Raw genomic sequence first — 22,311 nt, forward strand, 5'->3', positions numbered from 1 at the left:
TCCGCCGCAGCATAGACGGTGAAGGCTACGCCCCATTGCTTGCGCGAGGCTGAATGGCATTGCGATGATCCTTCAAGCCTCACACAAGGCACGGCCGCTATCTGTGCCTGTATGTTGCTTTGAAAGTGCGGAAGGACCTGCTGTGGGCATTCTGATCGGACTCGTCGTGACGCTGGGCTGTGTGCTCGGCGGCTTCATGGCGATGGGTGGACACCTGGACGTCCTGATGCAGCCTTGGGAACTCGTCATCATTGGCGGTGCGGCCCTCGGTACGTTCCTGGTTGCCAACCCGATGGCCACCGTCAAGGATACCGGCAAGGCGATCGTCGAAGCGCTCAAGCAGGCAGTGCCGAAAGAGCAGGACTATCTCGAGACGCTGGGCGTGCTGCATTCGCTGATGCGCGAGTTGCGCACCAAGACCCGGTCCGAGGTCGAGGCGCATATCGACAACCCCGACGACTCGCCGATCTTCCAGGCCTATCCGCTGGTGCTCAAGAACTACGACCTGACGCATTTCATCTGCGACTATTGCCGCATCATCATCATCGGCAATGCCCGTTCGCACGAGATCGAGGCGCTGATGGACGAGGAAATCCAGACCATCCGCGCCGACAAGCTCAAGTCCTATCACGCGCTGATCGCCGTTGGTGACGGCCTGCCGGCGCTGGGCATCGTTGCTGCGGTGCTTGGCGTGGTCAAGGCGATGGGCGCGCTCGACCAGTCTCCCGAAATCCTCGGCGGCCTGATCGGTGCGGCACTGGTCGGCACCTTCCTCGGCATCTTCCTGTCCTATGCCGTGGTCGCGCCGATCGCCACCAAGATCAAGACGGTGCGCGAGAAGAAGAACCGCCTCTACATCGTCGTGAAGCAGACGCTGCTTGCCTACATGAACGGCTCGCTGCCGCAGGTTGCAATCGAGTTCGGCCGCAAGACGATCTCGTCTTATGATCGTCCGTCGATCGATTCGGTGGAGCAGAGCACGCTGAACACGGCGATCGTCGAGAAGAAGGCCGCCTGAGCCAATGCGGGACGCTGACAAAGGGCATCGCCAGTCATGAATACCACCGCAAGCCCGGCGGAACCGCGGGATGTCGTCATCGAGCGCCTGCTGGGCGATACCGGCGAGCCGGAGAAAGTGCTTGCCGCTGCGCGCCGCCTTGCCGAACGCGCGGCAACCGCTATTGCCGAGGCCATCAACCACGCACTGCCAACGTCTGTCTTCGTCGAGGTTGGCGAGATCAAGCTTGGCCGCATGACGGATGCCAAGGCAGGCAAGAGCAACCAGGCGATGACCGTCGCCCCGACCAAGCTTTCGCCCGATGGCCTGGTGATGACGTTTGATCCGCAGGCGATCGCCATCCTGGTCAACCTGATGTTCGGCGGTGATGCCGGCCGCGACATTGCCCCGATCGACCGCGATCTGTCGTCGATCGAGCTTGGCGTTGTCTCGCTGCTGATCCAGGATGTGGCGCGCGCGATGAACGCGCAGGGGCCGGACGGTGGCCTTGGCGTCAAGCTGCCGGCGCCCGACGCGATCACCGGCGCGATGATGAAGAAGCATGTGTTTCGCGACGGGCCGTCGGCGCGCATCGTGCTGACCGTGTCGACGATGGCTTCGCGCGGTACGCTGACGCTGACGCTGCCGCAGCGCGTGCTGGTTTCGGATCGCCGCCCGGCAGAGGTCGAGACGAGTGCTGCTCCGACCACCGAATGGCGCTCGCGCTTCTCCGACGAGCTGATGCGCTCGACCGTGAGGCTGGAGGCCTCGATGCCGATCGGGCGCATGACGCTTGGCGAACTGACTGGTCTCCAGGTCGGGCAGGTCATCGAGCTCGCCGAGAACACCCAGTCCAACGCTGTCATCGCCGCTCGCGGCAAGACACTGTTTGCCTGCGAGTTCGGCAAGCTCGGCCAGAATTACACAGTACGCATCCGGCGTCCGTTCGACTCTACAGAAGAAACAATTGAAGGGATCGTCGCGGGTTGAGCTGCTGCCCAGCAGCACCAGCCGCCGCGAACGACAGAACTGGAGAACACCGATGAGCAAGGCACAGTCCAAGCCCGAGGTCGAAAAGCCCGAAATCGAAGAAGTCGAGGACGATCAGCTCAATCGTGCCATCGAAGAATTGCGCGGCGTGCTGAGCGAAGAGGAAAAGCGGCCAAGCGCCGGCGGTGCAGCGGCGGCAGCCGGCAACAGCAGCGTGATCTTCGGCATTCCGGTCGAAGTGCAGATCGTGCTCGGCAGCACCGAAATGCCGGTGTCGGAGCTGATGGCGCTGCAGAAGGGCTCGACGGTTGCGCTCGACCGCCGCATCGGCGAACCTGTCGACGTCGTGGTCAACGGAAGGCGTATCGCACGTGGCGAAATCACGGTACTTGAGAGCGATCCGTCGCGTTTCGGCATCCGCCTGACCGAAATCGTAGCGGCGACGAAGAGCGCCTGAGGACTGGACTTTTGACTGTGCTTACCCCTGCTTCCAGAGAGACCTCCGCATGACCACGTCGCTGGCGTCGCTGACGCGGCCACAGAAGGCTGCGGCTATTTTGGTGGCCATGGGCAAGCCCTCGGCCAGCCGTCTGCTGAAGTTCTTCAAGCAGGAGGAGCTCAAGGCGCTCATCGAAGGCGCGCGGCTGCTGCGTACGATTCCCCAGGCCGATCTCGAACGGATCGTCGCCGAGTTCGAGGCCGAGTTCACCGAAGGTGCCGGCCTGCTCGATTCCGCCGACAAGATGGACACCATCCTCAACGAGTCGCTGTCGCCGGAAGAAATGAACGCCCTGATGGGCAATGGCGAACCCTTGATGATCAAGGATAACCTGCCGCCGGTGTGGCCGCAGGTCGAAAGGCTCGAAGCAACGCAGATCGGCACTTTCCTTGCGAATGAGCATCCGCAGACCGCGGCGATGATCCTGTCCAACCTGGCGCCGACCTATGCGGCACGCGTGGTGTTGTCGATGGAAAAGCCGGTGCGCAGCGAGATCATCAAGCGCATGATGGAATTGGCCAACGTGCCCGAGGCGGCGACCAAGCTGGTCGAGCAGCAGCTGCGCAACCACGTGCTGACCGAGAGCGCCCAGAAGGATACATCGGTCGGACAAACGCGCGTCGCCAGCGTCCTCAACGAACTGGACAAGTCGCAGCTCGAAGAGGTGATGAGCGACCTGCGGGAAGTCGGCATGGCCGATCTCGATGCCATCCGCGCCCGCCTGTTCTCCTTCGAAGACATCACGTCGATGTCGCAGAAGGCGCGCGTGGCTCTGTTCGATGGACTCTCGACCGAACTCATCACCATGGCCCTGCGTGGAACGCCGCTGCCGCTCGCCGAGGCCGTGCTGTCGTCGATCAGCGCGCGCTCGCGCCGCATGATCGAGTCCGAACTGAGCCAGGGATCGGAAGGCATTCAACCGGCCGACATCCTGCGTGCCCGCAAGACCATCGCTTCTACTGCCTTGCGCATGTCAAACGAGGGCCTCCTCGAATTGCCATCCGCGCAAGACGCCGCCTGACCTTATCCGACGCGGTCTGCTGAGCAATGTCGGACGAGGACAAAGACTCCAAAACAGAAGAGCCGACAGAGAAGAAAATCCGCGACACGATGGAGAAGGGCAAGCTGCCCGTCTCCAAGGAAGTCGCGATCTTCACCTCGTTCCTGGCGATCATGGTCTATGCCGTGTTCTTTGCCAGCTCGTCGGTCGCCGAACTCGGCGTCTTCCTGTCCAATTTCCTCGAAAAGCCCGAGGCCTGGCCGCTCGGCACCGAGCGCGACGTCATCGAACTCTACCAGGCGGTGGCGGTCGAGATCGCACGCGCGGTCGCCAGCCTGTTCGTGATGCTGATCGTGGCGGGCGTCGGTGCGTCGCTGATCCAGAACGTGCCGCAGTTCGTCGGCGAGCGCATCCGCCCGCAAGCCGAACGCATTTCCCTGACCAAGGGCTGGAAGCGCATGTTCGGCGCCCAGGGCCTTGTCGAATTCCTGAAGTCGCTGGGCAAGCTCGGCTTCGTGATGATCGTGCTTTACTTCGTGCTGTCGGACGATCATCGCCGGCTGCTGGCCGGTATGATCACCAATCCGGTGGCCTTTGGCGACGTCATCCGCGGCATCACCGTCGACATCCTGGTGGCGATCGTCTTCGTCATGGGGGTGATCGGCGTCGCCGACATCGTGTGGTCACGCTTCCACTGGTTCCAGGAACAGCGCATGACCAAGCAGGAGGTCAAGGACGAGATGAAGCAGTCGGAAGGCGATCCGATCGTCAAGGCCCGGCTGCGCTCGATCGCCCGCGACCGCGCTCGCCAGCGCATGATGACCGCGGTGCCCAAGGCGACGCTGGTGATCGCCAATCCGACTCACTTCGCCATCGCGTTGCGCTACGTCCGCAACGAGGATGCAGCACCTGTCGTGCTCGCCAAGGGGCAGGACCTGGTCGCTTTGAAGATCCGCGAAATAGCCGAACTGAACGGCATTCCAGTGTTCGAAGACGTGGCGCTCGCCCGCTCCATGTACAAGCAAGTTTCAGTGGATAGTGTCATTCCATCGCAGTTCTACCAGGCCGTCGCCGAACTGGTGCGGATCGTTTACGGAAACAAGGCTCAGCGCAATCCGTCATGAAAAATCAGCAGTACGCTTCGACCCGTGAAGTACTTGTTGCAACGGCGATCCAGCCGGTGGTGCGCGAATTGCGCCTCGTCGACCTTGCCGACTACATCGCCTTCATCAGGCTCGAGCATTTTGCCAACGTGGCCGACCTGGTCGATTCTGCGGCGGAGCTCTATTTCATGCCGGGCGCGCTGCGCCTCGGACTGGGCGGTGAGGCGCATGTCAGCTGGACGGGTAGCCCGCGCATCGTTCTTGACCTCGAGCTCAGGCCGGAAGGGGCGGTGGTCTATTTCCAGCTGTCGATGACGGCGACCAACGCGTCAGTGGAAGTCCACTATGTGTCGTTCGAGAAACCGGATCCGGAGCCGGAAAAGAACACGGAATATCTCGCCGCCGCCATCCAGCATGCGATGATCAGGCGGACTCCGCAGGCTGAAGCTGCCTAGATTCGAGTGATGCCGGCCTGCGAATGCCTGCTCCCTTCGCTTCCGGTGCTCACGTAGGTTGAATGTACGCTCCGGTTCTCGGTACCGGCCATTTTTGGCTCGGCCTGACCCGAAACCCCGACCAGCGCTAGTCGATCAGGCCCAGCCGCAGCGCCTTGGCGACCGCATGCATGCGGTTGACGGCGTTGAGCTTCTGCGTCGTCTGGGTGAGATACTGGTTGGCGGTGTGCACCGAAAGCTTGAGCAGCTTGGCGATCTCTTCGCTGGTGTAGCCGCGAGAGGTCAGCTTCAGGCACTCGATCTCGCGGCGCGACATCGACGGGAGGTCGCGTGACTGGGGCGAGATGATGCGCGACACCGCATCGAACAGCGCAAAGCAGCGGCCGTGCAGGTCGTGCAGCGTCTGCGGGTTGGGTGAAAGCTCCGGGCCGCCGAAGATGAAGAGGCCGACCTGGCCGCGATCGGTGTAAACAGGAAATGCGATGCCGCGGCCACTCTGGGCGAGTGGTTCGATGCGGCTGGTCCAGGTGAGTGCTGAAAAGACCTCAGGGGCATCAGCGTCATCCGTCCACCAGCATGGCGCGGTCGACTGGCGCGCATGGCGCATCAGGTGTTCGCCGATGCCGCCGCCGAGCAGGCGGGCAGCCGACATGGAGCCGGGATAGTCGGAATCAAAGCATGCCGTCAGCCGGCCGCTTTCTGCGGGTGGACCTGCCAGGCACAGCGCGAAATCGCGCGCGCCGAGATCGACCGAGATCCAGCGGCAGCGCTTGGCGGCGTCCGCGAGCGTTACGGCTTGCAAGCCGATCGGGTGAGGGGCGGACGGAACATCCTGTTCATAATCGCGTGCGCGGCTCAGCTGCTTTGCCTGGGCGTAGCTCAAATGATGCCGCTCCTGATTGCGGTCGCAATCGCCATGGCGCGATTGGAGGCCGACAGTTTCTGGATCGCGTGGGTGATGTAGCTGTTGACGGTGTTGGACGACACGCCGAGGATCAGCGCCACCTCGTCGGTGGTCTTGCCCTCGGAGACCCAGAACAGGCACTCCCGCTCGCGGTCCGACAAGGGGTCCTGCATTGTCGCTGCGGCCAGCACGCTGGGCGCCTGCGACAGGGCATAGCAACATTCGAGCTGGGTGCGCGGCATGACGTTCGGATCGATGCGACCGGCCTCGGCAGCCGAGAACAATACGAACAGGCGTTGGCGGCCGACATGCAGGCGAAGTGCGAAGATTTCGGCATGGCCGAGCACGTCGAGCAGGCGGGCTTCCTCGCCGCCGAGAATGGCGGGCGCCTGGGAGGCCAGCACGCTCTGCGGGCGTGCGCCCGGCGCACTGGCGAACGGGCCCTGAGCCAGACCGGCGATCAGTGCATGGCCGGCGAGCTGGATGGCGTCGTAGATCCAGTTCGAGGCGATGATCTGGAGATTGTCGCGCTCCTGATCCTGGGCGATGGCGACCAGCATGTAGCCGTCTGCACCGATCTCGTCGGTCAGGTTCATGAAAAAAGCGGTGAGATCGCTTCTGGATGCGAGCCTTGCTGCGACGGTGGTCTGTTCGTTGCGAGCGGCGAGGGCGGTCATTTCAGAAACTTCTGCCGGAATCCATAAGGGTACCTGGTCTGGGCGGCGCCCGAACCGGTCGAAATACTCGTGACTATGACGCTAGAAACGCGACGCGGACGCCTTATGCATCCATCGGCCGAATCCGTGCGGGTCGCGCGAAGCCTGACGCGCTCTCAACCGAGAAAAATCCCGGTATTTCAGAGAGTTGGTGGTTCGCCGCGCCCCCCGTGGACCGGCTGATTCGGGTTCAATTTAACCCCTCGCGAATCGCTCCGCAAACAGAATTGACAAAAAGTTAATTCAGAGTCCTTCGACAGACTCAAGGCAGCCGGAAACGCTGCGGAAACCTTCGGGAAAGCTTCGCGAGAATGGCCATTGATCGCCTGGCCCGTTCGGCTTAACGCTGCGTCGCGTGGGGCAGGGATAGCAGATGAGCGATCAGTTTCGTGAAGTGACCAGCGTGTCGTGGTTCGGGCGCATCAGGCGCTCGGTCGGAGGCGTGCTGGTCGGGTTTGTCCTCGTCCTTGCCATGGTCGTGGTGCTGTTCTGGAACGAGGGCCGGGCGGTGACCACGGCGCGCTCGCTGGCGGAGGGCGCCGGTGCGGTTGTGTCGGTGCCCGTCGACAAGATCGACGCCGCCAATGAGGGCGAGCTGGTGCACACCACGGGGCCCGTGATGACCTCTGACGCAGTCAGCGATCCGGACTTTGCCATCGAGGCCAAGGGCGTGCGGCTGGTGCGCACCGTCGAGATGTTCCAGTGGGTGGAGAATTCCAAATCGGAGACCAACACCAAGCTGGGCGGTGGCGAGGAAACCGTCACCACTTACAGCTACGCCAAGGAATGGCAGGACCGGCCGATCGACTCGGCCGAGTTCAAGCAGCCGGCCAATCATCAGAACCCCGCCATGGCGCTCGGCTCGCGCACGTTTCAGATCCGTGAAGGCAAGCTTGGCGCCTTTACGCTTGACGAGCCGGTGTTCGACCGCATCGGCGACAGCAATCCGCTGACCATCACGCCGAGCCAGTTGCCGGACATTGCCGCCGCCTATCCCGGCACCGAGCGCGTCAACGTCTTGGACGGGCGCATCTATCTCGGCGCAAATCCGGCTTCTCCAGCCATCGGTGACTACCGCATCGAGTACCGGCTGGTACCGCTCGGCGACATCAGTGTCATCGGCCGCCAGACGGGCGAGCGGTTTGCGCCCTACCAGACGGTGGCCGGCGACGAGCTGCTGCTTGTCGACAGCGGCAGGGTGCCGGCGGAAAAGATGTTCGCCGACGCAGTCAGTGCCAACACCATCATCACCTGGCTGGTGCGCGTCGGCTGCCTGCTGTTGCTGGCAATCGGCTTCGGGCTGCTGCTGGCGCCACTCGGCGTGATTGCCGATGTGATCCCCTTCATAGGCTCGATGGTGCGCATGGGCACCGGGCTTGTCGCCTTCGTACTGGCCTTGCTGGTGGGCACTGCAACGATCGCGGTCGCATGGTTCTGGTACCGGCCGCTGCTGGCGATAGGCATCGCGCTTGGCGGGCTTGCGGTTGCCTGGCTGCTGACGCGGCTTGGACGGAAGAAGGCAGCGGCACTGGCGGCTGCGGGAACTGTTTCGGCGCAGTGACCTGAGAACGGCTGGGCAGCCCGGTGCTGCCTCTGATCCGCTCCTTCTGGGCACCTTCTCCCCGCAAGCGGGGAGAAGGGAGAGCTTGAGGATTACCGTCCCTCGAAGCCGGTCAGCACGCCGACGGCATTGACGCCGATCTCGTCGACGGCGTAACCGCCTTCCATGACGAACAAGGTCGGCAGGCCGAGCTTGGCGATGCGGGCACCGATCTTCGGATAGTCGGCGCTGGTCAGCTTGAAGTGGCTGATCGGGTCCTTCTCGAAGGTGTCGACGCCGAGCGAGACCACGACCACGTCAGGCGCATAGGCAGCGAGCTTCCGGCAGGCGTCTTCCAGTGCCTCGTTCCATTTGTCGAAGGTGGTGCCGAAGGGCATCGGGTAGTTGATGTTGAAGCCTTCGCCTTCGCCCGAACCGCGTTCGTCGGCATGGCCGAGGAAGAACGGATACTCGGTCATCGGGTCGCCATGCAGGTTGATGACCTGGATGTCGGCGCGTGAGTAGAAAATCTCCTGAGTGCCGTTGCCGTGGTGATAGTCGACGTCGAGCACGGCGACGCGCTTTGCGCCCTGGTCGCGGAACCACTGGGCGGCGACGGCGGCGTTGTTGATGAAACAGTAGCCGCCCATGAAGGCGGCACCGGCGTGGTGGCCCGGCGGACGGCAGAGCGCGAAGGCGGCACGTTCGCCGGCCTTGACGAGTTGAGCTGCTGTCAGCGCCACGTCATAGGATGACTTGATGGCATCCCAGGTCCCCTTCACGAAGCTCGCGCCGCCGTCGAAGGAATAGTAGCCGAGCAATGCCTCGATGGTCTGCGGGCGCACGTCGCCGCGCAGGCCGCGTGTCGGCCAGGCGAAGGGGATGGCCGAGCCGGTTTTCTCTGCTGCTTCCCATTCCGGCCAGACGGTCGGCAGGAAATCGATATAGTCGGCCGCGTGCACGCGCTTGGCGGCGGCGAGGTCATGTATCTCGGGCGCCAGGATATCGCCGAGCTTCTGGTCTTCGACCCGCGCCTTGATGATCTCGGCCCGCGAGGGTTTTTCGAAGCCGGGCACGATGGCGCCGGCGACAAGCTCCATCTGGCCGCTGTGGCCGGCGTGAAGCGGCGAAAAGACTGTCTTCATGAAAATCCTTCCTGGTTCTAGTTGAGGTCGAGATAGGGGTCGACGAGGGCAAGCCACATGGTCTTGACGTCGTCCTGGATGAGATCGAAGGCCTTGCGGTCGCGCTTGAGCCCGACGAGACGGCAGACGTGGCCGACTTCCATCATCACCACGCCGAGCCGGCTGGCGATGCCGTCGTCGAGCGCCGGGTTCACATGCTGCAGCCAGGCTGCATAGAGCGCGATGATCTGGTCGTCATACTCGTTCTGGATCGGACGGAGGTCGGGATTGCCGGTGATCGCCTCGATGACCGGCATCAGCGTGGCGTTGTCGAGATAGAGCCGGGAGGTGTCGACGAAGAGCTTGTCCACCTCCTGCTGGAATTCGTCGCGATTGGTCGGGCGGGGAGCCGCAATGCGCTTGGCGATCACTTCCGGGAAGGCACCGAGCCAGCGCCGGGCAAGGTCGAGCAGGATGGCTTCCTTGTTGGGGAAGTACTGGTAGATCGAGCCGACCGACAGGCCGGCGCGCTGGGCGATGGCCAGCGTCGTCGGCGTCTTGGTTCCCTGTTCCCTGGTCAGGATCAGGGCGGCGTCGAGGATCCTGTCGACGACCTTGCTCGACCGTTCCTGTCGCGGCTGTTTGCGCGGGCTAAGCGCCGTCGTGGCCTTCTTTGTGAGACTGCTCTTCACGGACTGGACTTCTCGCTCCCTGCTCGTCGCCAGCATACACCAGGGGCGTCCTCCACAACGCATCCCCGGAAAACCCGCATATTGACAAACGCGAATAATTAGTCGCATTTTTTCTCGATGCTGTCTTTAGGGAAAGAGGAATTCCTTGGGACAGCGAACCGGCCTCAGCCTGCTGTCTGGTTGCGCCACTCCTTGGGACGGGGCAGCCGGTGCGGGCGTGAACGGTATCAGTCAGTCAAGTGCGCGGAGTCGCGATGTCTGTCCAACCGGTTCGCAATGCCGATCTGATCGTCATCAACGGCCGCGTGCTGACCATGGACTCGACCCGGCCCACGGCCGAAGCGGTGGCAGTCGTAGATGGACTGATCGCGGCCGTTGGCGACAACGCCACCGTTGAAGCGCTGCGCGGCCCCGACACAAAGATTATCGACGCGCGCGGCGGATCGGTGGTTCCTGGCTTCATCGAAGCGCACATGCATCTCTTCTCGGGTGCGGCCGAACTGGCGCATCTTCAGCTTGCCGGCGTGAGTGGCCTTGATGCTCTGCGCGAAGCGGTGCTGGCCTATGCGGCTGCTCGCCCGAACCAGCGCATGCTTGTCGGCCAAGGCGCCGACTACACCATTCTCGGCAGCGAGCGCGTGACGCGCCATCACCTCGACGCCATCTTGCCCGACCGGGCCTTCATCATGGCGGCCCCCGACCATCACACCTATTGGGCGAACACCAAGGCGCTCGAAATGGCCGATGTGTTGCACGGGCGGGAACTTACGCCCGGCAACGAGATCGTCATGGGCGACGATGGCCTGGCCGAGGGCGAGCTGCGCGAGAACGAGGCGTTCAACCCGGTGCTCAAGCTTGCCGGCGAGGAGCGTGTGCGGCTCGGCCTGTCGACCGGCGGCGAGCCCGATCCTGTGCCCGAAGGCGACGAGCGCGCTGGCGACCGCGCCATCATGCGCCGCGGCCTCGATTGGTGCGCGCGCCACGGCATCACCTCGATCCAGAACATGGACGGCAATTTCTACCAGTTGGAGCTGCTGTCGGAAGTCCAGGCAGAGGGCGATCTGATCTGCCGGGTGCAGATCCCGTTCCACTACAAGAACTTCATGACGCCAGACGCGCTGGACAAGGCGTCCGTCATGGCCGAGCGCTACGACGGCGACTGGCTGTCGTCGGGTCTCGTCAAGATGTTCTATGACGGCGTGCTGGACTCCTGGACGGCCGTGATGATCGAGCCCTATGCGGATCGTCCCGACTGGGTCGGCGAGCCGCTGTTTTCGCCCGAGGAGTTCAAACGTATCGCCACCGAGATCGACCGGCGCGGCCTGCAGATCGCCGTGCATTCGATCGGTGATGGCGCGACACGCGCCGTACTAGACGGCTACGAGGCGGCCGCGAAGGTCAATGGCAAGCGCGACAGCCGCCACCGTGTCGAGCATGTCGAGCTGACCACGGCCAGCGACATCCAGCGTTTCGTCGACCTCGGCGTGATCGCTTCGATGCAGCCTCCGCACCCGCCGGGTGCGATGAGCTTTCCTCTTGAGCCGACGGTATCGCGCATCGGTCGCCAGCGCTGGCCCTATGCCTATCCGACCCGGACCTTGATCGAGGCAGGCGCGCATGTGGTGTTTGCCTCCGACTGGCCAGTGGCGCCGATCGATCCGATCGAGGGCATGCAGGCAGCGATGCTGCGAAAGCCATGGGCTGAAGACATGCCCGACCAGAGCGTTTCGCTGCACCAGGCGCTGGCCGGCTACACCGTCGAGGGCGCCTACGCCGAGTTCAAGGAAGACCGCAAGGGCCAGCTGAAACCAGGCTATTTCGGCGACCTGGTGGTGCTCTCGGCCGACATCGAGGCAACCGATCCGGCGGTGTTGCACCAGGTGCGGCCTGTGACGACCATCTGCGGAGGGCGGGTGAGCTACCAGGCATGAGCCGCAGGGCGGATGCCTGGCGACATGACGACGAGCCGTTGTTGCCAAGCCTGACGGGGTGTGGTGACAATTGAACGGGGAAAAAAGTTTCACTGCAAAAGTGGACGAAACAAATGGGGCGTTTGCGTGCCGGACACACCGGGTAAGAATGCGATCGAAGTTCGTGGGGTTCGTAAAGTATTCGGGACGGGAGAGGCGCAGGTCGCAGCGCTGGATACCGTTTCGGTTTCGATCAGGGAAAACGAGTTCTTCACGCTGCTTGGACCTTCCGGCTGCGGCAAGACCACGCTGCTTCGCCTGATCGCCGGCTTCGATTTTCCTTCGGAAGGCGAGATCCTGCTCTATGGCAGCGATATCGCGCCGCTGCCGCCATTCAAGCGGCCGGTCAACACGGTGTTCCAGTCCTACGCACTATTTCCGCATATGACGGTGGCCGAGAACATCGGCTTCGGCCTTGAGATGCTGGGCAAGCCACGCGCCGAGATCGACGCCCGCGTCGCCGAGATGTTGAAGCTGGTGCGCATGGAAAAGCTCGCCAAGCGCCGCACCAGCCAGATCTCCGGCGGTCAGCAACAGCGCGTGGCGCTGGCCCGCGCGCTCGCGCCGCAGCCCAAGGTGCTGTTGCTCGACGAGCCGCTGTCGGCGCTCGATTACAAGCTGCGCAAGGAAATGCAGATCGAACTCAAGCGTCTGCAGCACGAGACCGGCATCACCTTCATCTTCGTCACCCATGACCAGGAAGAAGCGCTGACCATGTCCGATCGCATCGCTGTGATGTCGTCGGGCAAGATCCTGCAGGTCGGGTCGGCGCGCGAGATCTACGACCGGCCGGCGGTTCGCTTCGTCGCCGACTTCATCGGCGAAACCAATTTCCTCGACGCCAGCATCGACAGCATCGACGGCGGCAAGGCCAAGGTGACGCTGAAGTCTGGCGCGACGATCTCGGCGACGGTCGCCGATGGCTTCAAGCCCGACGGCGATGCCACCGTCGTCATCCGGCCCGAGCACGCCAAGGCGGTGAAGGGCAAGGGCGACATTTCGGGCCTGGTCGAAAACGTCGTCTATTTCGGCACCGACACGCATGTGCATGTCAGGCTGGATGACGGCGAGGCTTTCACCGTGCGCCAGCAGAACACGCGCGGCGCGATGGTGGAATTCGAGCGCGGCGAGCGCGTCGGCATCGTCCTGGGCGACGATGCGGCCCAGATCCTGAAGGACTGAGCCATGGCGACCGCAGCCGAAATCGAAAAGCAGGCAGAGGCGCGGGAGATCAGGACCCGCTGGTATCTCTCGGCGCCGGCGCTGATCATCATCCTTCTGGCCGCATCCGGCCCGCTCTTGATCGTGCTTCTCTATTCGTTCCTGACGCCCGGACCCTACGGCGACGTCCAGTGGAAGTTCTCGACCGAGGGCTGGGTCTCGGTTTTCCTCGAACGCGACATCTTCGACGACACGCTGTCCTTTGCCAGCGCCCATCTCACCATCTTCTGGCGCTCGCTGAAACTCGCTCTCATGGCGACGGTGGCGACGCTGGTCTTCGGTTTTCCGACGGCCTATTTCATCGCAACACGGTCGGAGCGGACGCGCGACATCTGGTTGTTCCTGATCACCATTCCGTTCTGGACCAACCTGCTGATCCGCACCTTTGCCGTGCTGCAGGTGATCCGCAACGAAGGCCTGATCAACACGGCGCTGATCAATCTCGGCATCATCGACCAGCCGATCCAGATGCTCTACACCGACTTCGCCATCATGGTGGGCATGGTCTATGTCTACCTGCCGCTGATGGTGCTGCCGCTCTATGCCAGCATGGAAAAGCTCGACTTCCGCCTCGTCGAGGCCGGCTACGATCTTTATGCCACGCGCTGGCAGGTGCTGAAGCGGATCATCTTCCCGCTGGTCAGGCCCGGTGTCGTCGCTGGCTCGATCCTGGTGTTCATCCCGGCCATCGGCGCCTATGTGACACCGAGCGTTCTGGGTGGCGGCAAGAACATGATGTTTGCCAACCTGATCGAGCTGCAGTTCGGGCAAGGGCGCAACTGGCCACTGGGGGCAGCACTTTCGATCACCGTCATGGCGATCGTGATGATGGCGCTTCTCGTCTACGTCCGCAACACCGCAGGCTCGGAGGTGCGTCATGGCTAAGCGCTTCTCGATCAGGCAGCAGACCGGTTTTACGACGATCGCCTGCGCATGCTTCTTCCTGCTTTACCTGCCGATTGCCGTGCTGGTGATCTTCGCCTTCAACGAGTCGAGCTCGGTGTCCGACTGGGGCGGCTTCTCGCTGCGCTGGTTCGTCGCCGCCTGGTCCAACCAGCAGGTCGTCGACGCCTCCTGGCGGTCGCTGAAGATCGCCTCCTCGGCGGCGATCATCGCCACCATCGCGGCAACGATGGCGGCACTGGCGACGACGCGGACGCGCACCTATCGCGGCCTGACGTTCAAATACGCCTTCATCAACCAGCCGCTGATGGTGCCGGAGATCGTCACCGGCGTGGCGCTGCTGATCTTCTTTGCGCAGATCAAGATCGCCAGCGGCTACAACGGCCTCGGCTACCTGATCGCGGCGCACACGGCGTTCTGCATTCCCTTTGCCTATCTGCCGATCCGGGCGCGCCTCGAGAACATGGACCTGACGCTTGAACGGGCTGCGGCCGATCTCTACGCCACGCCATGGAAAGCGTTCCGCCGCGTGACGCTGCCACTGCTCTGGCCGGGAATCATAGCCGGCCTGATGCTCGCCTTCGTCATCTCGCTCGACGACGTGGTCATTACCGAATTCGTCAAGTCGGGCGGGCAGGACACCTTGCCAACCTACATGCTGGGGCAGATCCGCCGCGGCATCACGCCGGAGGTCAATGCGATATCGACCGTCTTCCTGCTCTTGTCGGTCGTCATCGTCACGCTGTTCTTCTTCTTGAGCAGGAAACGGGATTAATCAACGGGAGTGGAATGATGAATCTGAAATCCATGTCGATGGCCGCCGGCCTTGCGCTGCTTGCCTCGACCAGCCTCGCCTCCGCAGCCGGCGAGCTGAACATCTACAACTGGGGCAACTACATCAGCCCCGACATGATCAAGAAGTTCGAGAAGCAGTTCGACGTCAAGGTAACAGTGACCGACTACGACTCGAACGACACCGCACTTGCCAAGGTGCGCCAGGGCGGCACCGGCTTCGACGTCGCCATGCCGTCGCAGACCTACGTGCCGATCTGGATCCAGGAAGGGCTCATCCTCGAGACCAATCCCGGTGGCATGGAGAACTTCAAGAACGTCGCGCCCCAATGGGCCAACCCGGCCTTCGATCCGGGCCGCAAGTACACCGTGCCGTGGGCTTGGGGCACCGTCGGCGTGGTCGTCAACACCGACGTCTACCAGGGCGACATCAACACCTGGAAGATCGTCTTCGACACGCCGGACGAGTTGAAGGGCAAGGTCAACGTCGTTCCCGAGATGAACGACGTCTTGCATGCCGCGATCAAGTATGTCGGCGGCGAGCAGTGCACCGGCGACAAGGAAGTGCTGAAGAAGGTGCGCGACGTTCTCGTTGCCGCCAAGCCGAACTGGATCGCCATGGAATACAACACCATCGAAAAGATGGGCGCCGGCGACTTCAAGGCAACCAGCGACTGGAACGGCTCGGCCCTGCGCCAGCGGCTGAAGAACCCGGCCATCCACTACGGCTATCCGACCGAAGGTTTCCAGTACTGGTCCGACAACGTGGTGGTGCTGAAGGAAGCCAAGAACGTCGAGAACGCCAAGCTGTTCCAGAACTTCATGATGGATCCGGAAAACGCGGCGATGAACTCGGCTTTCCATCGCTATGCCAACGGCATCGCCGGTTCGGAGAAGTTCATGCCAGCCGACATGACGTCCGCGCCGGAAGTAGTGGTGCCAGAGGAGTTCAAGAAGAACGGCGAAATCCTCCAGACCTGCGCGCCCGAGGTGACCGCCCTGTACACCAAGATCTGGACCGAACTGCAGAAGTAAGTTCTGCCCGATCAGAAACAATCACGGCCGGACCCGGTCCGGCCGTGATGTTGATGTAGCCTGCCACTGGCAGGGTGCTCACAGTCTGAAATGAAGAGGAGACCTGCTGTGAAACCAATGATGTCCACTGCCGTCGCGGCGATCGCGCTGTTTGCGGCGACCGGCTTTGCCCGCGCCGAAGGCCAGCTCAACATCTACAACTGGGGCAACTACACCAACCCCGAGGTGATCAAGAAGTTCGAGGAAAAGTACAAGGTCAAGGTGACGATCACCGACTACGACTCGAACGACACCGCACTCGCCAAGGTGCGCCAGGGCGGCAGCGGTTTCGACATCGCGGTTCCCTCCCAGACGCATCTGCCGATCTGGATCAAGGAAGGTCTGCTGCTCGAGACCAATCCGGGCGGCATGGAGAACTTCAAGAACGTGTCGCCCGACTGGGCCAACCCCGAATTCGACCCCGGCCGCAAATATTCGGTGCCCTGGGCTTGGGGCACGGTCGGCACGGTTGTCAACACCAGCACCTACAAGGGCGACATCAACACCTGGAAGATCATCTTCGAGACGCCCGACGAGCTGAAGGGCAAGGTCAATGTCGTCCCCGAGATGAAGGACGTGGTGACGGCGGCGATCCGCTATGTCGGCGGCCAGCAATGCACCGACGACAAGGAGGTGCTGAAGAAGGCGCGCGACCTGCTGGTGGCGGCGAAACCGAACTGGGTCGCTATGGAGTATGGCGCGATCGACAAGATGAAGGCCGGCGACTTCCAGGCCTCGACAACCTGGAACGGGGCCGCGCTGCGCATCCGGCTGGCGCGTCCTGAGGTGAATTTCGGCTATCCGAAGGAAGGCTTCACCTACTGGAGCGACAACGTGGTGGTGTTGAAGGACGCCAAGAACGTCGAGAACGCCAAGCTGTTCCAGAACTTCATCATGGATCCCGAAATCGCGGCGGGGCTTTCCGCCTATCACCGCTATGCCAACGGCATTGCAGGCTCGGAAAAGTTCATGCCCGCCGAGATGAAGGACGCGCCTGAAATCGTTATTCCGGAAGCGAGCAAGGCGCATGGCACGATGGCCTTGATGTGCCCGCCGGAGGTCGATGCGATCTACACCAAGATCTGGACCGACCTGCAGAAGTAGGGGCTGTCCCTGCTCCCCGTTTGCGGGAGGAGGTGCCCCGAAGGGCGGATGAGGGGCAGCACCAGGCCTTGAAGCGTTTGTGCCGTCCCGCATCTGGTTTTGAGTTTTTCGAAGGGCCGACATCGTCTCCACCATGGGTGGCGAAGAGACAAGGTTGAGAGACATGAGCTCCTACAGAAACAGCGATGCGCCGCCACCCATCATGCAGGGCTCGCCACCGGCGATGAAGGTACCGAAGGCGCGATGGGACATGCCGCCGTGGAACCGCTGGGCGTTTCAGCACGTGCGCGAGATCGTGACGACGGCGGAGGTATGGCGCGGCGAAGGTCCGGTTCGTGAATTGCTGCGCGCCGAGACAGATCTCGACGGCCTGGCGGTCGTGGACAGCGGGGGCAAACCGACGACGCTTTCGGGGCTGCTCGACGAGACCTACACCGATGGCTTCCTCGTGCTTAAGGACGGCAAGATCGCCTATGAGCGCTACTTCAACGGCATGACGCCACGCACGCTGCATCTGTCGCAATCGGTGGCGAAATCGGTGACGGGCACGGTATGCGGCATTCTTGCGGGGCGAGGTATCGTCGACCCGAAGAAGCTGGTGACCGACTATCTGCCGGAGCTGGCAACGACCGGCTGGAAGGGGGCGACCGTTCAGCAGGTGCTCGACATGACCACGGGTGTCCGTTTCAGCGAGGCTTATACCGACCCCTATTCCGACATCGGCCAGGTCGACGTCGCCGGCGGCTGGAAGCCGGTCCCCGCGGATGCCGACCCCAGCTTCCACTGGCCACGGCATATGTTCGAGTTGATCCAGCGCCTGACCGAAACGACCAGGCCGCATGGCGCTGCCTTCGAGTACCGCTCGATCGAGACTGATGTGCTCGCCTTCATCATGGAGCGGGCGACCGGCAGGCGGCTGCCGCAACTGGTGTCCGAAGAGCTGTGGCAGAAGATCGGCGCCGAGGAGAGCGCCTGTTTCACCGTCGACAGCGCCGGTTACGCCATTGCCGACGGCGGCTTCAACGCGACGCTGCGCGACTATGCCCGCTTCGGCCAGACGATCCTGGAGGACGGCGCCGACATCGTGCCTGCCGGCTGGATCGCCGAGACCCGGCGGGGAATGCATGGCCCCAACTTCAGCACCTCGATGCCCGAGGCCAGCTATCGCAACCAGTTCTGGATCGAGGACCCGCGCTCGCGGACGCTGATGTGCCGCGGCGTGTTCGGGCAACTGATCCATATCAATTTCGACGCCGGCATGGTCACGGTGAAGCTGTCGACCTGGCCCGACTTCACTTCGGTTCCCTATTCGGTGGCGACCCTGAAGGCTGTGCACACCATCGCAGCCGCACTCGCCTGACCGGAACATAGCAGCAAGGACATATCATGACGTCATCAAACGCCTTCGAGCAGGCATTCGGTTTTGCGCGCCAGGACGTGACGCTCGGCAACTGGCGCGAGAAGCCGTTCAACCGCTGGGCTTTCCAGAATGTCGGCGAGATGGTGCGCAGCACGCGAATCCCGGCCCTGGAGGGCAAGGTCGAGAGCGCGCCCGTCGATCTCGCCGGGCTTCTGACGGAAATCGTTGATATCAACGGCCGAAACGAGAGCGTGGCCGGTTTCCTCGAGCGCTCGTCGACGGATGCGCTTGCGGTGATGAAGAAGGGGCGCTTCGTCGGCGATTGGTTCGCGCCCGAGATGCGGCCCGAGGCACGGCACATCATCTTTTCGATCTCGAAGTCGCTGACGGCGGTCCTTGCCGGCAGCCTCGAAGGCGAGGGCAAGCTCGACCCGAATGCGCCGGTGACCGACTACGTGCCCGAAGCGACCGGCTCGGTCTACGCCAAAGCCACTGTGCGTCACGTGCTCGACATGACCGTCAGCCTCGATTTCGAGGAGGCTTATCTCGACCCCGAAAGCGCCTTTGCCCGTTATCGCCGCGCCACGATGTGGAACCCGGGCGGCGGATCGGAAACTTTGCGCGAGTTCCTCGTCTCACTGCAGCCGCTGGACGAGCCGCACGGCCAGACCTTCCGCTACCGCTCGCCCAATTCAGACCTGCTCGGCATCATCGTCGAGCGCGCCTCTGGCCAGCGTTATGCCGAGCTGATGGCGGACAAGCTGTGGCAGCCGCTGGGCGCGGTGCGCGATGCCTTCGTCAGCGTCGATGCGGAAGGCTCGGCGCGCGCGGCGGGCGGCGTATCGGTGGCGGTGCGCGACCTCGCGCGTGTCGGCGAGATGATGCGGCAGGGCGGTGTTGCCGAAGGCGGCCGGATCGTGCCGCAGGCCTGGGTCGAAGACACCATCCATGGCGGCGATGCAGTGGCCTGGCAGCGCGGTACGATGACCAACCTGTTCGCCCACGGGCGCTATCGCAACAAGTGGTACCAGAGCGCCAATGCTGCCCAAGCCTATTGCGGCATCGGCATCCACGGCCAGTGGCTCTACATTGACCCCAAGGCCGAGGTGGTGATCTCCAAGATGTCGTCGCAGGCGCTGCCGGTCGACGATCCGCTCGACCTCGACAATGTCGCGTTCTTCGAGGCGATCTGCGCCAGGGTGTGAGGGCCGAACTCTCGAGTGTCCATCCGTCACGGTTTCGCGGGGCTAACTCTCCTCACTTCCTGGGGGCAAGGCACTCCGGTCCCGTGAGGTCGCCTATGCGATCTCACGCAGGATGTGGTCGTGCAGCAACTGGGCTGTCGGTGACAGTATGCGGCCGCGCACGGTGATCAGGCTGTAGGGCTGGACGTTGATGTCGAAGGCGATCGGCAGGATCTCGATCGTGCCGTCGAGACCGCTCTTGGCGTTGACGAAATTGGCGACGTCAGTCGCGATTGGCGCGATGGCGTCCGACTGCGCCACCATCACCAGCGTCAAGAGCAATGAGCTGGTGTTGAGGATGCGGTCGGGCATGCGGACGTTTCGGCTCATGAAGATGCCCTGTACCGTCTGACGTAGCAGCGAACCGCCGGGCTGGAAAACCCAGTCGAATTCGGCAAGGCGTTCCAGCGGAACAGTGCCGGAGCCGGCCAGGGGATGGCCGCGGCGAACGATGAGGCAGGCCTTCTCAATGCCTATGATGCGGCTTTCGAACAAACGCGGATCGAGATCGTCGGGGACGCGGGCGACGATGAAATCGTGGCGCGAGGCGAGGAGTTCGCGTGCCAGGACGGCACTTGTCTCGATCTGCACGCTGATCTCGATGCGCGGATAGCGCTCGCGGATCTTGCGGATGGCAGGTACCGCCAGCTCGATCGCGGGTGCGGTCACCGCGCCCATGGCGACCGAGCCGCCCTTGCCGGACTTGAGGTCGGAGATCTCACGGTCGACCTGCTGCATCTCGAGCAGGATGGCGCGGCCACGGCGGGCAAGGGCTGCGCCATAGGGCGTCAGCCGGACGCCTCGTGGCAGCCGCTCGCAGACCTCGACGCCGAGGATGTCCTCGATCTCGGAGATCATGCGCGAGGCAGCGGGCTGGGAGATGTTCATGACCTGGGCGGCGGCGCTGATCTGGCCGTGATCCTCCAGCGCCACCACCATGCGCATATGGCGCAGCTTGAGGCCGCTGCGCAGCAAGGTTTCGTTGTCGTTGATGCGCAGGCTGGTGCCGCTTGCCCTGGCGTCCTCCCGGATGTCGACCATCGCGTCCTTCCCTCCTGCGCAGCCTTGAACTGGCTTTGAAGCATACCAGAAATGATATGCCGTGCAGCCGATTTTGCATTTGACTGTTATGCCACATTCCCCGACGTTGAGACCGTCGCGAGTTCGATGTCAGCCAGCCGGGCGCTGGAGCATCGAGCGGAGGAAACGCAGGGCTCGCGGCCTTTTGGAGGAATACGCATCATACCTGGCTTTGCCGCGCCGTTCATGGCGGGGCCACGCGCGAGCGCTTGCGTCCGCGCGCCGGCACTTCACAAGGGAGAGAGAAGGTGAAGATCATCAAGACGTTCGTAGCCGCCCTCGCGGTTGGCCTCGCCGCCATGTCCTATCAGGCCCATGCCCAGGACAAGGGGACGATCGGCATCGCCATGCCGACCAAGTCGTCGCTGCGCTGGATCAATGATGGCGACGCGCTCAAGGCGGCCCTCGAAGCCAAGGGCTACACCATCGACATGCAGTATGCCGAAGACGATATCCCGAACCAGCTCGCCCAGATCGAGAACATGGTGACCAAGGACGCCAAGGCCCTGATCATCGCTTCGATCGACGGAACCACGCTGTCGGCGGTGCTGCAGCAGGCGGCCGACAAGGGCGTCAAGGTCATCGCCTATGACCGCCTGATCCGCGACAGCGGCAATGTCGACTATTACACCACCTTCGACAACTTCAAGGTCGGCGTGCTCCAGGCAGACTCTCTGCTCAAGGGCCTCGGCTATCCTGACAAGCCAGGTCCGTTCAACATCGAACTGTTCGGCGGTTCGCCCGACGACAACAACGCCTTCTTCTTCTACGACGGCGCCATGTCGGTGCTGCAGCCGCTGATCGACAAGGGCACGCTGGTCGTCAAGTCGGGCCAGATGGGCATGGAAAAGGTCGGCACGCTGCGCTGGGATGCGGCGGTGGCGCAGGCCCGCATGGACAACATCCTGTCGGCCAACTACTCCGACGGCAGCCGTGTCGATGCGGTGCTCGCGCCCTATGACGGCCTGTCGCGCGGTATCATCTCGTCGCTGCGCGGCGTCGGCTACGGCACGGCCGAACAGCCATGGCCTGTTATCTCCGGTCAGGATGCCGAGGTGCCTTCGGTCAAGGCGATGATCGCCGGCGAGCAGTACTCGACGGTGTTCAAGGACACCCGCGAACTGGCCAAGGTAACCGCGAACCTAGTCGATGCGGCGTTGTCCGGCGGCAAGCCCGAGATCAACGACGAGAAGACCTACAACAACGGCGTCAAGGTGGTTCCGTCCTACCTGCTGGTGCCCGTGTCGGTGGTCAAGGACGACATCCAGAAGGTCCTGGTAGACTCCGGCTACATCAAGGCCGAGGAGATAAAGTAAGCCTTCCGCCTTGCCGCTCCCCGTGCAATTGCGGGGAGCGGTTCAAGGGACCGGACACCCGCTTGGCGGGCTCCCCGCATCAACGCCGAAGGCAGCCAATGCCGGGCGCGGGCGCGTGTCGAGACCCGCGCAAGGTGGGGGTGGAGCTCCGTTCCAAAGAGAGTACGCTACCTCCGTTTCCGGGTGCATTTTCCTGGACAGGCGGGGCGCCACTTCGAGCGAGGGAC

Annotated in this window: 21 protein-coding genes; 16 read left to right on the forward strand and 5 right to left on the reverse strand. The window is 63.0% G+C overall.

Going from position 1 to position 22,311, the window contains the following annotated elements; genetic code table 11:
• Window positions 1-142 precede the first annotated feature (142 nt).
• From motA to HNQ95_RS26445, 6 genes are read left to right on the forward strand one after another with little or no spacing between them, the layout of a single operon-like run.
• A complete protein-coding gene (motA, locus tag HNQ95_RS26420) occupies window positions 143-1,018 on the forward strand; it encodes a flagellar motor stator protein MotA (protein WP_067958601.1) in 876 nt (291 codons plus the stop codon).
• Window positions 1,019-1,054: 36 nt separating this feature from the next.
• Window positions 1,055-1,987 carry a FliM/FliN family flagellar motor switch protein gene (locus HNQ95_RS26425; RefSeq protein WP_067958603.1) on the forward strand — a complete coding sequence of 311 codons (933 nt, stop codon included), beginning with the start codon at window positions 1,055-1,057 and terminating at the stop codon, window positions 1,985-1,987.
• Between the two features lie 52 nt (window positions 1,988-2,039).
• Window positions 2,040-2,444: a flagellar motor switch protein FliN gene (gene fliN, locus HNQ95_RS26430; protein ID WP_067958613.1), complete on the forward strand. Its 405-nt coding sequence runs from the start codon at window positions 2,040-2,042 to the stop codon at window positions 2,442-2,444.
• A gap of 49 nt (window positions 2,445-2,493) precedes the next feature.
• A complete protein-coding gene (locus HNQ95_RS26435; protein ID WP_067958615.1) occupies window positions 2,494-3,507 on the forward strand; it encodes a flagellar motor switch protein FliG in 1,014 nt (337 codons plus the stop codon).
• 26 nt (window positions 3,508-3,533) lie between these two features.
• Window positions 3,534-4,610 carry a flagellar biosynthesis protein FlhB gene (flhB, locus tag HNQ95_RS26440; RefSeq protein WP_067958617.1) on the forward strand — a complete coding sequence of 359 codons (1,077 nt, stop codon included), beginning with the start codon at window positions 3,534-3,536 and terminating at the stop codon, window positions 4,608-4,610.
• A complete protein-coding gene (locus tag HNQ95_RS26445; protein WP_067958619.1) occupies window positions 4,607-5,044 on the forward strand; it encodes a BspJ family T4SS effector nucleomodulin in 438 nt (145 codons plus the stop codon). The genes flhB and HNQ95_RS26445 overlap by 4 nt, the downstream gene beginning before the upstream one ends.
• Before the next feature lie 127 nt (window positions 5,045-5,171).
• On the opposite strand, the gene HNQ95_RS26450 is transcribed toward HNQ95_RS26445, so the two are convergent.
• Window positions 5,172-5,927: a helix-turn-helix transcriptional regulator gene (locus HNQ95_RS26450; protein WP_067958621.1), complete on the reverse strand. Its 756-nt coding sequence runs from the start codon at window positions 5,925-5,927 to the stop codon at window positions 5,172-5,174.
• On the reverse strand, window positions 5,924-6,625 hold the full coding sequence (locus HNQ95_RS26455; RefSeq protein ID WP_067958623.1) for a helix-turn-helix transcriptional regulator: 702 nt from the start codon (window positions 6,623-6,625) through the stop codon (window positions 5,924-5,926). Before HNQ95_RS26455 ends, HNQ95_RS26450 begins: the two co-directional genes overlap by 4 nt.
• 412 nt (window positions 6,626-7,037) lie before the next feature.
• Here HNQ95_RS26455 and HNQ95_RS26460 point away from each other — a divergent pair, with 412 nt between their 5' ends.
• Window positions 7,038-8,225: a TMEM43 family protein gene (locus HNQ95_RS26460; protein WP_067958625.1), complete on the forward strand. Its 1,188-nt coding sequence runs from the start codon at window positions 7,038-7,040 to the stop codon at window positions 8,223-8,225.
• A gap of 92 nt (window positions 8,226-8,317) precedes the next feature.
• On the opposite strand, the gene HNQ95_RS26465 is transcribed toward HNQ95_RS26460, so the two are convergent.
• On the reverse strand, window positions 8,318-9,349 hold the full coding sequence (locus HNQ95_RS26465; RefSeq protein WP_067958628.1) for a histone deacetylase family protein: 1,032 nt from the start codon (window positions 9,347-9,349) through the stop codon (window positions 8,318-8,320).
• Window positions 9,350-9,366: 17 nt separating this feature from the next.
• Window positions 9,367-10,020: a TetR/AcrR family transcriptional regulator gene (locus HNQ95_RS26470; protein ID WP_067966206.1), complete on the reverse strand. Its 654-nt coding sequence runs from the start codon at window positions 10,018-10,020 to the stop codon at window positions 9,367-9,369.
• A gap of 254 nt (window positions 10,021-10,274) precedes the next feature.
• Between HNQ95_RS26470 and HNQ95_RS26475 the strand changes: the two genes are divergently transcribed.
• From HNQ95_RS26475 to HNQ95_RS26510, 8 genes are all read left to right on the forward strand, one after another.
• Window positions 10,275-11,951 carry an amidohydrolase gene (locus HNQ95_RS26475; RefSeq protein WP_154386444.1) on the forward strand — a complete coding sequence of 559 codons (1,677 nt, stop codon included), beginning with the start codon at window positions 10,275-10,277 and terminating at the stop codon, window positions 11,949-11,951.
• 126 nt (window positions 11,952-12,077) lie between these two features.
• On the forward strand, window positions 12,078-13,172 hold the full coding sequence (locus tag HNQ95_RS26480) for an ABC transporter ATP-binding protein (RefSeq protein ID WP_067958634.1): 1,095 nt from the start codon (window positions 12,078-12,080) through the stop codon (window positions 13,170-13,172).
• Between the two features lie 3 nt (window positions 13,173-13,175).
• Entirely contained in the window at window positions 13,176-14,096 is a 921-nt protein-coding gene (locus HNQ95_RS26485; protein ID WP_182575627.1) for an ABC transporter permease, read from the forward strand.
• Entirely contained in the window at window positions 14,089-14,889 is an 801-nt protein-coding gene (locus HNQ95_RS26490; RefSeq protein WP_067958639.1) for an ABC transporter permease, read from the forward strand. The genes HNQ95_RS26485 and HNQ95_RS26490 overlap by 8 nt, the downstream gene beginning before the upstream one ends.
• Window positions 14,890-14,906: 17 nt before the next feature.
• Window positions 14,907-15,941, forward strand: coding sequence for an ABC transporter substrate-binding protein (locus HNQ95_RS26495; RefSeq protein WP_182575640.1), 1,035 nt, complete (start codon window positions 14,907-14,909; stop codon window positions 15,939-15,941).
• Between the two features lie 120 nt (window positions 15,942-16,061).
• Window positions 16,062-17,084: an extracellular solute-binding protein gene (locus tag HNQ95_RS26500; protein WP_182575641.1), complete on the forward strand. Its 1,023-nt coding sequence runs from the start codon at window positions 16,062-16,064 to the stop codon at window positions 17,082-17,084.
• 163 nt (window positions 17,085-17,247) lie between these two features.
• Complete coding sequence (locus tag HNQ95_RS26505; RefSeq protein WP_182575628.1) at window positions 17,248-18,444, forward strand: serine hydrolase domain-containing protein; 1,197 nt, start codon at window positions 17,248-17,250, stop codon at window positions 18,442-18,444.
• 26 nt (window positions 18,445-18,470) lie between these two features.
• The gene (locus HNQ95_RS26510) at window positions 18,471-19,649 is read left to right on the forward strand and encodes a serine hydrolase domain-containing protein (protein ID WP_067958643.1); all 1,179 of its coding nucleotides are present in this window, start codon (window positions 18,471-18,473) and stop codon (window positions 19,647-19,649) included.
• Between the two features lie 93 nt (window positions 19,650-19,742).
• On the opposite strand, the gene HNQ95_RS26515 is transcribed toward HNQ95_RS26510, so the two are convergent.
• Entirely contained in the window at window positions 19,743-20,729 is a 987-nt protein-coding gene (locus HNQ95_RS26515) for a LysR family transcriptional regulator (RefSeq protein WP_182575629.1), read from the reverse strand.
• A gap of 338 nt (window positions 20,730-21,067) precedes the next feature.
• On the opposite strand from HNQ95_RS26515, the gene chvE reads away from it, so the two are divergent.
• A complete protein-coding gene (gene chvE / locus HNQ95_RS26520; protein WP_154386477.1) occupies window positions 21,068-22,084 on the forward strand; it encodes a multiple monosaccharide ABC transporter substrate-binding protein in 1,017 nt (338 codons plus the stop codon).
• Window positions 22,085-22,311 lie beyond the last annotated feature (227 nt).

Source organism: Aminobacter ciceronei (assembly GCF_014138625.1).
Lineage (GTDB): Bacteria > Pseudomonadota > Alphaproteobacteria > Rhizobiales > Rhizobiaceae > Aminobacter > Aminobacter ciceronei.

Excerpts from the sequence above, each read along its gene's own strand:
- HNQ95_RS26425 (WP_067958603.1), top strand. The coding sequence starts at position 1,055 with ATGAATACCACCGCAAGCCCGGCGGAACCGCGGGATGTCGTCATCGAG.
- fliN (WP_067958613.1), top strand. The coding sequence starts at position 2,040 with ATGAGCAAGGCACAGTCCAAGCCCGAGGTCGAAAAGCCCGAAATCGAA.
- HNQ95_RS26435 (WP_067958615.1), top strand. The coding sequence starts at position 2,494 with ATGACCACGTCGCTGGCGTCGCTGACGCGGCCACAGAAGGCTGCGGCT.
- flhB (WP_067958617.1), top strand. The coding sequence starts at position 3,534 with ATGTCGGACGAGGACAAAGACTCCAAAACAGAAGAGCCGACAGAGAAG.
- HNQ95_RS26445 (WP_067958619.1), top strand. The coding sequence starts at position 4,607 with ATGAAAAATCAGCAGTACGCTTCGACCCGTGAAGTACTTGTTGCAACG.
- HNQ95_RS26455 (WP_067958623.1), bottom strand. The coding sequence starts at position 6,625 with ATGACCGCCCTCGCCGCTCGCAACGAACAGACCACCGTCGCAGCAAGG.
- HNQ95_RS26460 (WP_067958625.1), top strand. The coding sequence starts at position 7,038 with ATGAGCGATCAGTTTCGTGAAGTGACCAGCGTGTCGTGGTTCGGGCGC.
- HNQ95_RS26465 (WP_067958628.1), bottom strand. The coding sequence starts at position 9,349 with ATGAAGACAGTCTTTTCGCCGCTTCACGCCGGCCACAGCGGCCAGATG.
- HNQ95_RS26475 (WP_154386444.1), top strand. The coding sequence starts at position 10,275 with ATGTCTGTCCAACCGGTTCGCAATGCCGATCTGATCGTCATCAACGGC.
- HNQ95_RS26485 (WP_182575627.1), top strand. The coding sequence starts at position 13,176 with ATGGCGACCGCAGCCGAAATCGAAAAGCAGGCAGAGGCGCGGGAGATC.
- HNQ95_RS26490 (WP_067958639.1), top strand. The coding sequence starts at position 14,089 with ATGGCTAAGCGCTTCTCGATCAGGCAGCAGACCGGTTTTACGACGATC.
- HNQ95_RS26495 (WP_182575640.1), top strand. The coding sequence starts at position 14,907 with ATGAATCTGAAATCCATGTCGATGGCCGCCGGCCTTGCGCTGCTTGCC.
- HNQ95_RS26500 (WP_182575641.1), top strand. The coding sequence starts at position 16,062 with ATGTCCACTGCCGTCGCGGCGATCGCGCTGTTTGCGGCGACCGGCTTT.
- HNQ95_RS26505 (WP_182575628.1), top strand. The coding sequence starts at position 17,248 with ATGAGCTCCTACAGAAACAGCGATGCGCCGCCACCCATCATGCAGGGC.
- HNQ95_RS26510 (WP_067958643.1), top strand. The coding sequence starts at position 18,471 with ATGACGTCATCAAACGCCTTCGAGCAGGCATTCGGTTTTGCGCGCCAG.
- HNQ95_RS26515 (WP_182575629.1), bottom strand. The coding sequence starts at position 20,729 with ATGGTCGACATCCGGGAGGACGCCAGGGCAAGCGGCACCAGCCTGCGC.
- chvE (WP_154386477.1), top strand. The coding sequence starts at position 21,068 with ATGTCCTATCAGGCCCATGCCCAGGACAAGGGGACGATCGGCATCGCC.